Genomic DNA, 9,406 nt, shown 5'->3' on the forward strand with positions numbered 1-9,406 from the left:
GCAACGGCGTTGAGCACCTTCCCGGAGGACGCCCGGGTGGCCAATCCTTTGGCATCAGCGGGGAACGCGGGAATGTCGCGGTCCCATCCTTTGGGAAGTTCTCCATTGATGATCTTCCGGATTTCATCGGCCTCTTGCGGATAGCTCTCCGCGTATTTCGCGAAAAGCGACTCCCACTGCTCGCGGAGTTGCGGCCCCCGTGTTCCAATTCCCGCGCGGAAATGTTCCAGCACTTCCGGCGGTACAAGAAATTTGGCGTCCACCGGCCAGCCGTAAAACTGTTTGGCCAGCCGAATTTCTTCCTCGCCCAGCGGAGCCCCGTGGGCCTCGTGGGTGTTCTGCTTGTTGGGTGCGCCCCAGGCGATAATGCTCTTGACGATGATCAGCGTGGGACGCTCGCCGCTTGGGTTAAACTGCTTGAGGGCGTCTCGCAGGCTGTCAAGATCGTTGACGTCGTCCACGCGATGGACATCCCATCCATAAGCCCGAAACCGCGCGGCCACGTCTTCACTGAACGCCAGCGAGGTGTGGCCCTCGATGGTGATCTGGTTGTCGTCGTAAATCCAGCAGAGATTGCCCAGCTTGAGGTGACCGGCCAGCGAAGCCGCCTCGCTGGAGACGCCCTCCATCAGGTCGCCATCGCTGCACAGCACATAGATGCCGTAGTTGAACAGGTCAAAGCCCGGCCGGTTGTACCGTGCGGCCAGCCATTTGCCGGCAATAGCCATGCCAACACTCGTCCCCACGCCCTGGCCGAGCGGACCGGTGGTCACCTCGACGCCGGAGGTGTGCCGGTATTCCGGGTGGCCGGGGCAACGGCTGTGAAGTTGCCGGAATTGCCGGATATGGTCGAGAGGCACCGCCAGTTCGCCGGTGGGTCGGCCATTGTCATCCACCTGCTGGACTTGCGCGAGATGAAGGAGCGAGTAAAGGAGCATCGAGGCATGCCCGCAGGACAGGACGAACCTGTCCCGATTGACCCACAGGGGATGCGTGGGATCGTAACGAAGAATGTCGTTGAAGATGACGTACCCGACCGGGGCCAGCGCCATCGGCGTGCCTGGATGGCCGCTCTTGGCTGCTTCCACGGCATCCATGGAAAGTGTCCGGATGGTGTTGATCGCGAGCTGCTCAATCGAAGAGGTCTGGGTTTCCGCCATTGTCACTCCCTGAAGTTTCTAGAAAGATGCCCAAGCTGCATCGTCACGATTGGCTCGATCTCACGGACGCATGTTTTTGCGTGCATGCCCTGACCGGGCCTGGTTCCGCACACACCCTATGTGCATTGACGCGTCCCGGCGCTACCCGCCCACGGATCAGTGGACCACCTGGGCGGTGACGCTTGAGCCGAAAAACCTGAAACGTTCAATTTAGGGGGGAACCCCCGCACCGTCAACGCAGCGCGGAATGAACGCCCTTTGGACTTGCCCTTTAGACTTGCCGGGCGTGCCCGTCCGTCGTTTCGGAGGGACCTTCCTGTCACGGCAACAGTTTGAGGTGTGGACAAACCGTTTCACGGGCGGAGCCCCAACCGCTCGGTTCAATGCCTGCTGACACGGTAAGGGCCATTGATGAATTACCCCTCGTTTCAGGCACCCCGAGCACGGTCCCGAATTCGTTTTTGCTTGCCCCCATATCGAGGGGTTTTCATTTGAATCAAAGACATTATCTTGAGAGTTTTATAGGGCTTTGGGTTCCGAAATCGTGGCACAAGACCGCGCAGGGGGATGACCTGGAGACCGTACCGTCGGCGTTCCCGTTTCCCTTCAATGTTGGCCCTCAATAGCGAAAGGGAGCGGTAAACACCCAAGTTCGTCACCTCTCCGTTCGGCCATCGCTGAGGACAGGAACGCCCATCCGCGGTGCGTGTCTCGGAGGAATTTTTCTCGGCGTGCTTCCGGACAAGGTTGCCTGGGAAGTCGCCGACAAATAATTCAATAGGAGAGCTTGTGTCTTAAACGAGTCACCATTAGGTGTCACATAATCCCCCGCCGCCTGCCCAGTCGTCGGAAACTCGCTCGGTGGGGCTCGGCATGCCAGTTTGGGGCATGACCGGCCGACAGGCGACGAAGAGCGGGCGTGCGATCCCCTAATAAAGAGGGCTCAGTGGTACTTCCTGGGAGTGACGGGTCGGAGTCAACGACGGACTTGGTCTTTGGAACAGCGACAGGAGTGTGGTGAGACGCGATGTGTATCCTTGCTCTGCAGTATCAGATAGCGAAAGACGCACCGATCCTTGTGGCGCACAATCGGGAGGAGGCCCTTGATCGGCCGAGCCAACCCCCACGCATTCAGTCCGGGCGACCGCGCGTGGTCTGTCCCATAGACCGAAAAGCCGGGGGAACCTGGCTGGGAGTCAATCAGCATGGCCTGTTCGTGGCGGTGGGCAATCGGCCCAAGCGGCATGTGCCGCTGGAACCCATTTCCCGAGGCATCCTGTGCCGAAAACTGCTGGGCTTCACGAACGCACGGGACGCCGCCCAGTACGCCGTTGAAGAGCTTTCCACCGGGCAGTACATGGGCGCCAACTACATCTGCGCGGACGCCAACTTTGCCGCGGTGGTCTATGGTGGCGACGAGGTCCGTCTGGTGGAACTTCCGCCGGGGCTCCATATTCTGACCAACGGCGACATCAACGACCCGAATGACCCTCGCCAGGAATTTGTGCGGCGGTTGCTCACGTTGCAGCGGCTGGATTCGGCCGTCGCTTTCCTGGCGGTGGCCAGCCGAACTTTCGCCCGCCGGTGTGACGCCAACGGGAAATGGGGGGTCGTATTTACCCGGGGCAATTTCGGCACGGTCAGTTCCACCCTCCTTTCTCTCACCAAGAAGACGCACCATTCCATTCTGCAGTACTCGGCGGGACCGCCGGACCAGGTTCCCTATGAGGATTACTCGGCCCTGTTACGGCAGGTGCTGTCCAGCGATCGTGCGGCCAGGGCCCAAATGGCCAAAAAGGGTGTCACCTGTCCGCCGCAAACCTCCGGCGCATGACACGGGGAATCACACGCGTCGGAGCCCGCCGCAGCCCGCCGAGCCAAAATGCCGATCGCAACGGAGCAACAGGGTGAGCCCCTCGCGAACCGTCACTTACCAGCAAAGTTTGCAACGTGTCGGTTGAAATGCACGGGGTGTCCGGGGGACTGCCCCGGGTATTTTTTTGCGCGATCGGACGCCAGACATCGCGCGTATCTTTTTATCATTCCACAAGTTAGGACTGTTGCCTGATCGTCCCGAGATCGGGCAAGCGAATTTTTTCAAAGATCCGCCGCCACCTGATATACACGATCCCTTGACTCAGTATTCAGACTGATATGATTGAATGATCCCGACAGCGGTGTCGGGATGCAAGCAAGGGTTGCTACGCCAAGGGATGAGCTCTTGGCCGATGTTGGGTTCGTTCTGAGTTGAAGAGGAGGTTCAGTCTATGGCGGTGCTCGTATCGAAGGAAGCCCCTGATTTCAAGGCGACGGCCGTCATGCCGGATGGCTCGTTCAAGGAAATTTCTCTCCAGGATTACCGCGGCAAATACGTGATCCTGTTCTTCTGGCCGCTGGACTTCACGTTCGTCTGCCCCACAGAGATCATCGCCTTCTCGGATCGGGCGGAGGAATTCGAGAAGCTCGGCGTGCAGATTCTCGGTTGCTCGGTGGACAGCCACTACACCCACCTGGCCTGGCGTAACACGCCGCGCAGTCACGGTGGGATCGGCCAGGTCAAATATCCGCTCATTGCCGATCTGAGCAAGAAGATCGCCCAGGACTACGACGTGCTGTTGCCGAATGGCGTGGCCCTGCGGGGATTGTTCTTCATCGACAAGCAGGGAATTGTGCGGCACCAGGTGGTCAACGATCTGCCGCTCGGCCGAAGTGTGGATGAGGCCCTCCGCGTGGTCAAGGCCTGGCAGTTCTACGAACAACACGGTGAAGTGTGCCCGGCCGACTGGAACGAGGGAAAACCCACGATCAAGCCCGATCCCAAAGCGAGCCAGGAATTCTTCTCGAAGGTTTACAAGGACTGATCACCCCCCATTGCCACCTGCCGGTTTGAGCCGAATCAGGGTGTTAAACGAAGAACGGGCGGCACGGTGACACGCTGCCCTTCTTCGAGTGCGACGACCGGCGATTTCACGATGTCCTGTTAACGACCTCGCCTACCCAGGCGGGGTCGCTTTGTTTTTCTGGGGAAAGAAATCAAAATGAAAGATTCCGAAAAGTTTATCGCACCCCGGGCAGGTTCCGTGCAGCCGCCGCTCCGTTCGGCAAACGGGTTGCTCCGCAGGAGACAAGTAACGCACATATGACGTGCGTCCCTCTGCGGTTACCTGCTGCTGTCACCTATCCTTTCGCAACAAGGAGAACCGGATCGCGACGATGGAGAAACTGGCTGTTATCTTCGATATGGATGGCGTTCTCATCGACTCGTATCATGCGCACTTCGAGAGCTGGCGGATGATCGCGGCGGAAGAGGGGCTCCAGATCACCGAGGAACAGTTTGCCAAGACATTCGGGCGGACGAGTCGTGAAATCATCGCCGCTTTGTGGGGACAGCACACGCCGAACGATGCCAGGATTCGGGAACTGGACGAGCGGAAGGAGGCGGCGTTCCGCGAACTGATTCGGGAGAATTTCCCCATCATGCCCGGCGCCCCGGAGCTTCTGGAATCACTCCACCAGGCGGGTTTCGCGCTGGCGATCGGTTCGTCTGGCCCGCCGGAGAACGTGGAGTTGACCGTGCAGAAGCTCGGGCCGGCCGCCCATTTCGGCGCGATCATCACAGGCAAGGACGTGACTCGGGGAAAACCCGATCCTCAGGTGTTTCTTCTGGCGGCGGAGCGGCTGGGCGTGGCCCCCCGCTCCTGTGCGGTGGTCGAAGATGCACCGCCGGGAATTGAGGCGGCGCATCGGGCGGGCATGAAGGCTGTGGGGGTCGCCAGCACAGGCCGAACAAAAGAAATGCTCGCGGCGGCTGATCTGGTGGTATCCTCTTTGCAGGAACTGTCTCCAGATGTATTTCGCAGGCTCATTTTGGGGAAAGAGTGAACAATGAAGTAGAGGCAGGGCACTAAAAGACGGGTTGTTGCCCAGACGGATGGATGGTGGTAGGTTTTTAGGCTCGATGATCCGAGGTCGCCATGCTGGCGAAGCGTGTGATTCCATGTCTCGATGTTGACCGTGGCCGCGTCGTGAAGGGCACCAAGTTCCTCAACCTTCGCGATGCCGGTGACCCCGTGGAAGTGGCTGCCCGATACGAAGAAGAAGGCGCTGACGAACTGGTCTTCCTCGATATTACGGCCAGCCACGAGGGGCGGGAGATCATGCTGGACGTCGTCCGGCGGACGGCGGAGGTGGTATTCATGCCGTTGACGGTGGGCGGTGGCATCCGCACCCTGGACGACATCCGCAAGCTCCTCAACGCAGGGGCTGACAAGGTCTCCATCAATTCGGCCGCCTGTCGAAACCCCGACTTTGTCTATCAGGCGGCTCGCAGGTTCGGTAGCCAGTGCATCGTGGTCAACATCGACCCCAAGCGCGTCATCAAGGACGGCAAAGAGTTCTGGGAGGTCCACATCAACGGGGGACGAGTGGGGACCGGTCTGGAAGCGGTGGCCTGGGCGAAAGAGGTCGAACGGCTGGGTGCCGGGGAGATCGTCCTGACCTCCATGGATGCCGACGGCACGCAGGCCGGTTATGATCTGGAAATTACGCGCGCCGTGCGGGAAGCCGTTTCGATTCCTCTTGTGGCGAGCGGTGGGGCAGGATGTCCCCAGCACATGGCGGATGCGATTCTCAAAGCGGGGGCCGACGCCGTGCTGGCCGCCGGAATTTTCCACTTCGGACAGTACACAATCCGAGAAACAAAGGAGTATCTGCATCGCTGCGGAATACCGGTCCGGCTGTGAAGGGCCTACGTTTCCGCCGCCGAAGTTTCTGATCATAATAAATTCGACTGGGTATGTGGGGGCTCCCGGAAGGGAGGCGGGGATGCAAGGACGGGACTTGTCGCAGGGGTGGGTGGACCGCCTTGGGCTCAGGCACGTGATCGCAAAAAGGTGAGGTTGGGAAAATGGCTACGATGCAGGAGCCGGTTCGGCCGGTATTCAGCAAACGCCCTAAAAATCTTGAGATCGATAAACTCTTCCGCGCTCTGGTCAAATTCGAGGGAAGCGACCTCCATTTGAAAGTCGGCAGACCGCCCTACATCCGCGTGGCAGGATCACTGCGGCCGTTGAACCATCCCCCGATCGACGAAGAGCAGATGATCCGCCTGATCCTGCCCATGCTCGATGAGCGGCTCCGTCGCATCCTGGAAGAGGATGGTGGATGCGATTTTGCCCACGTCGTGGACGTGGACGGGGTAACGTGGCGTTTTCGCGTGAACGTGCTCCAGCAGATGGGATACCTGGGGTTGGTGGCCCGACGCATCAATAACTACATTCCCGATTTCGAAAAGCTCAATTTGCCCCCGATCCTGGAGAAGCTCTGTCAGTTTGACCAGGGCATGATTCTTCTCGCTGGTGTGACGGGGTCCGGTAAGAGCACGACCATTGCCTCGATGCTCAACTGGATCAATCGCCACTACCGCAAGCACATCCTCACGCTGGAAGACCCCATCGAGTTCACCTTCACAGAGGACAAATGTCTCATCAATCAGCGGGAAATCGGTATCGACGTGAAAAACTTCCTCATCGGCATGAAACACGCCGTGCGTGAGGACCCCGACGTCATGCTGGTGGGCGAAATGCGTGACCGGGAGACGTTCGAGACAGCCATCCAGGCCGCGGAAACCGGGCACCTCGTGTTTGGGACAATTCACGCCTCCAGTGCCCCAAGCACCATCAGCCGTATTCTGGACCTGTTTCCACAGGAAATGCATCGGGCGATCCGCAGTGCGATTGCCTTTAATATGAAAGCCATTATTGCCCAAAAACTGCTGCCTTCCATTCATCCGGATTTCAAACGTGTGCCGGCCGTCGAGATTATGATCTTTAATCCGATGGTCAAAAAGCTAGTTTTGGAAGAACAGGACCAAAAACTGGCGGACGTCATTCGCATGTCGAAAGAAGAGGGCATGCAGGACTTCACGATGAGCTTGAAGGATCTTGTGGAGCGGCGTTTGATCGACCGCGCCACGGCCTTTGAAGTGGCCCCCAATCCGGAAGCTCTCCAGATGGCATTGAAAGGGATCGAAGTCAAGGCACCTGGGATTCTCTGATAGGCAACCTCATGACGCAGAGCAGTCTGTCCTTTCGGCAACTGGGTCGGATATTGTTTTCTCTGGCGGGAGCCGGAATAGGTCTTACGTCGGCGGTGGCGTGGGCGGCCTCGCCCTGGATGTTGCCAGAGCTTCTCTGGGGTCAGGAAGCCGGTGGGTGGTCCGGCCCGGGTTACTACTTCAGCATTCTCAAGATCGTCGCATTTTTAATTGTGTATTTTCTCTGGGTGGCAATCGGGGACTGGATCAATCAGGATGTCCAGCGGCTGGACCTGGATCACAATCTGTGGAACGGCGTTTACTTTTTTTCCTTCGTGGCCGCGTTTCTCCTGTTTCTGCTTATCCCGTTCTTCCCTGTCGGCTACCTCCTGGTCTGTCTGGCGACCTTCGTTCCGGCTTTGATTTATGCGAGCCATCGCAATAAGAAAGTGGGGATCGAAGACCGCGTCCTCACGGCGGCCCATTTTAAGAGAATCATGGGTCGACTGAGCGGGAAAGAGGTGAAGGTGGCCGTTTCTCCGGACGATCTTCCCCCGCCGATTCGTTTTGATCCTCCCGCCAAGACGCAGCAGGAGAAGAATCTCCGCCTTATTCCGGCACGACAGCATCCGGGTTATCAGGCTGCTCGGGAGTTCATTGCCGAGGCACTCGACCGACGCGGCGAAGCGATCGATCTGATGGTGGCTCCAAATTCCACCACGCTGCGATACATGATCGACGGCGTGTGGATCAACATGCCCCCGATACCGCCGGAGTCGGCGATGGCAGCGGTCGAGGTGCTGAAAATCCTTTGTGGTCTCAATCCCCAGGACCGCACAAGCCGACAGCAGGGCAAACTGGATGTTCGTTATCACGATGTCCCACTGGGCCTCACATTTGCCTCTCAAGGGGTGGCGGGCGGAGAGAGGGTTGTCATCCAGTTCTCGGAAAAGACGAGCCGCTTCCGAAAGCTGGAAGACCTGGGAATGCGGCCGAAACTTCAGGAAACGATCAAGAACTTCCTCAACGCTCCCCAGGGAATCATCGTCTTTTCCGCGCCGCCGGGTCACGGTCTGACGACCACGGTGACCTGTGCCATCCTCAGCGGAGATCGTTTCTCCCGCGAGTGGATCAGTATTGAAGACGAACAGAAAACGTACGAGGTCATCGAGAACGTTCAACCCTACATCATCACCGCGCAGGATCGGCAGAATCTCGACGGCTTCCTGGACAAAGTCTTCCACATGGAGCCCAATGTCGTTGTGTGTCGCGATCTTCCCAACGGCAAGGTGCTCCAGCGGCTGGCGGAAGAAACCGAAAATAATCGGCTGGTCATCACGACGGTCCGCGCCAAGGACTGTTGCGAGGCCCTGCTCAAGCTCATGGCCCTCCAGCCGCCTGCCAAGGCGTTTCCGGAGAAGGTGATCGGCGTGGTGAACCAGCGGGTGATGCGGCGGCTGTGCGATAAATGTCGCCAGCCCTATCCCCCTCCCCCGGAGTTACTTCAGCGATTGGGAATTCCCCCGGGACGGATTCAGGCGTTTTTCCGGCCGCACGTGCCCACGCCGGAGGAGAAGGAAGTCTGCCCGCAGTGCCAGGGATTGGGCTATTTCGGACGGTGCGCCGTTTTCGAGGTCCTGGTGGTCAACGACAACCTGCGCAAAATTCTTGCCCGACAGCCGGATTATGCCACGCTTCGGAAAGCGGCCCGGGCGGCCGGCATGGCTACACTTCAGGAAGAAGGCGTCCTCCTGCTGGCTCAGGGAATCACCTCCTACGAGGAACTCGCCCGCGTCCTCCAGGGCTGACACCGCGGTCCAGGGAAAGCCGGTGCGATCGGTTGATTGGAAATAAACACAGGAGAACATACTCATGCTGCTCTACCTGCTGTGGATCCTCATCGTCGGTGCGTGCGTGGGCTTCATCTTTCGCGAAGGACTCTGGAGCGCCTTCATACGCTTCGTCAACATCCTCATGGCGGGCATCCTGGCCACAAATTTCTTCGAGCCGGTTGCCAAAATGATGGAAGATATGATCGGTCCCAACCTCACGTATTTCTACGACTTTCTGGCCTTCTGGCTGGTCTTTTCCGTATCGATGATCATCCTCCACATCGCGACGGCGTTTCTGTCTCGGGTGAAGGTGCGATTCAATCTCTATCTCAACCAGGCGGGGGCGGTGGTGATGGGCCTCGTCACCGGCGTTCTCATGT

General features: G+C 58.7%; 7 protein-coding genes and 1 pseudogene. 7 read left to right on the plus strand and 1 reads right to left on the minus strand.

The genetic code is table 11. From position 1 onward, the window contains the following. Window positions 1–1,160, minus strand: a pseudogene (locus H5U08_RS04745) (transketolase); the annotation flags it as partial. Window positions 1,161–2,187: 1,027 nt separating this feature from the next. Between H5U08_RS04745 and H5U08_RS04750 the strand changes: the two are divergent. From H5U08_RS04750 to H5U08_RS04780, 7 genes are all read left to right on the plus strand, one after another. Beyond that, window positions 2,188–2,994, plus strand: coding sequence for an NRDE family protein (locus tag H5U08_RS04750; protein ID WP_297030782.1), 807 nt, complete (start codon window positions 2,188–2,190; stop codon window positions 2,992–2,994). Between the two features lie 433 nt (window positions 2,995–3,427). Next, entirely contained in the window at window positions 3,428–4,021 is a 594-nt protein-coding gene (locus H5U08_RS04755) for a peroxiredoxin (protein ID WP_297030784.1), read from the plus strand. Between the two features lie 352 nt (window positions 4,022–4,373). Continuing rightward, window positions 4,374–5,042, plus strand: a complete 669-nt coding sequence (locus tag H5U08_RS04760; RefSeq protein ID WP_297030785.1) for an HAD family phosphatase — start codon at window positions 4,374–4,376, stop codon at window positions 5,040–5,042. A gap of 92 nt (window positions 5,043–5,134) precedes the next feature. Further along, window positions 5,135–5,902 (plus strand): imidazole glycerol phosphate synthase subunit HisF, encoded by a 768-nt coding sequence (hisF, locus tag H5U08_RS04765; protein ID WP_297030787.1) that lies wholly within the window; start codon window positions 5,135–5,137, stop codon window positions 5,900–5,902. Between the two features lie 164 nt (window positions 5,903–6,066). Next, window positions 6,067–7,215, plus strand: a complete 1,149-nt coding sequence (locus tag H5U08_RS04770) for a PilT/PilU family type 4a pilus ATPase (RefSeq protein ID WP_297030789.1) — start codon at window positions 6,067–6,069, stop codon at window positions 7,213–7,215. Between the two features lie 11 nt (window positions 7,216–7,226). Further along, complete coding sequence (locus H5U08_RS04775) at window positions 7,227–9,002, plus strand: ATPase, T2SS/T4P/T4SS family (RefSeq protein ID WP_297030791.1); 1,776 nt, start codon at window positions 7,227–7,229, stop codon at window positions 9,000–9,002. A gap of 64 nt (window positions 9,003–9,066) precedes the next feature. Beyond that, a partial coding sequence (locus H5U08_RS04780; RefSeq protein ID WP_297030794.1) for a CvpA family protein occupies window positions 9,067–9,406 on the plus strand: 340 nt, incomplete at its 3' end.

It is taken from the genome of Thermogutta sp. (genome assembly GCF_014359955.1).
Lineage (GTDB): Bacteria > Planctomycetota > Planctomycetia > Pirellulales > Thermoguttaceae > Thermogutta.

Bases quoted from the DNA above. Each gene is read 5' to 3' on its own strand.
- H5U08_RS04750 (WP_297030782.1), top strand. From the start codon at position 2,188: ATGTGTATCCTTGCTCTGCAGTATCAGATAGCGAAAGACGCACCGATC.
- H5U08_RS04775 (WP_297030791.1), top strand. From the start codon at position 7,227: ATGACGCAGAGCAGTCTGTCCTTTCGGCAACTGGGTCGGATATTGTTT.
- H5U08_RS04755 (WP_297030784.1), top strand. From the start codon at position 3,428: ATGGCGGTGCTCGTATCGAAGGAAGCCCCTGATTTCAAGGCGACGGCC.
- H5U08_RS04770 (WP_297030789.1), top strand. From the start codon at position 6,067: ATGGCTACGATGCAGGAGCCGGTTCGGCCGGTATTCAGCAAACGCCCT.
- hisF (WP_297030787.1), top strand. From the start codon at position 5,135: ATGCTGGCGAAGCGTGTGATTCCATGTCTCGATGTTGACCGTGGCCGC.
- H5U08_RS04760 (WP_297030785.1), top strand. From the start codon at position 4,374: ATGGAGAAACTGGCTGTTATCTTCGATATGGATGGCGTTCTCATCGAC.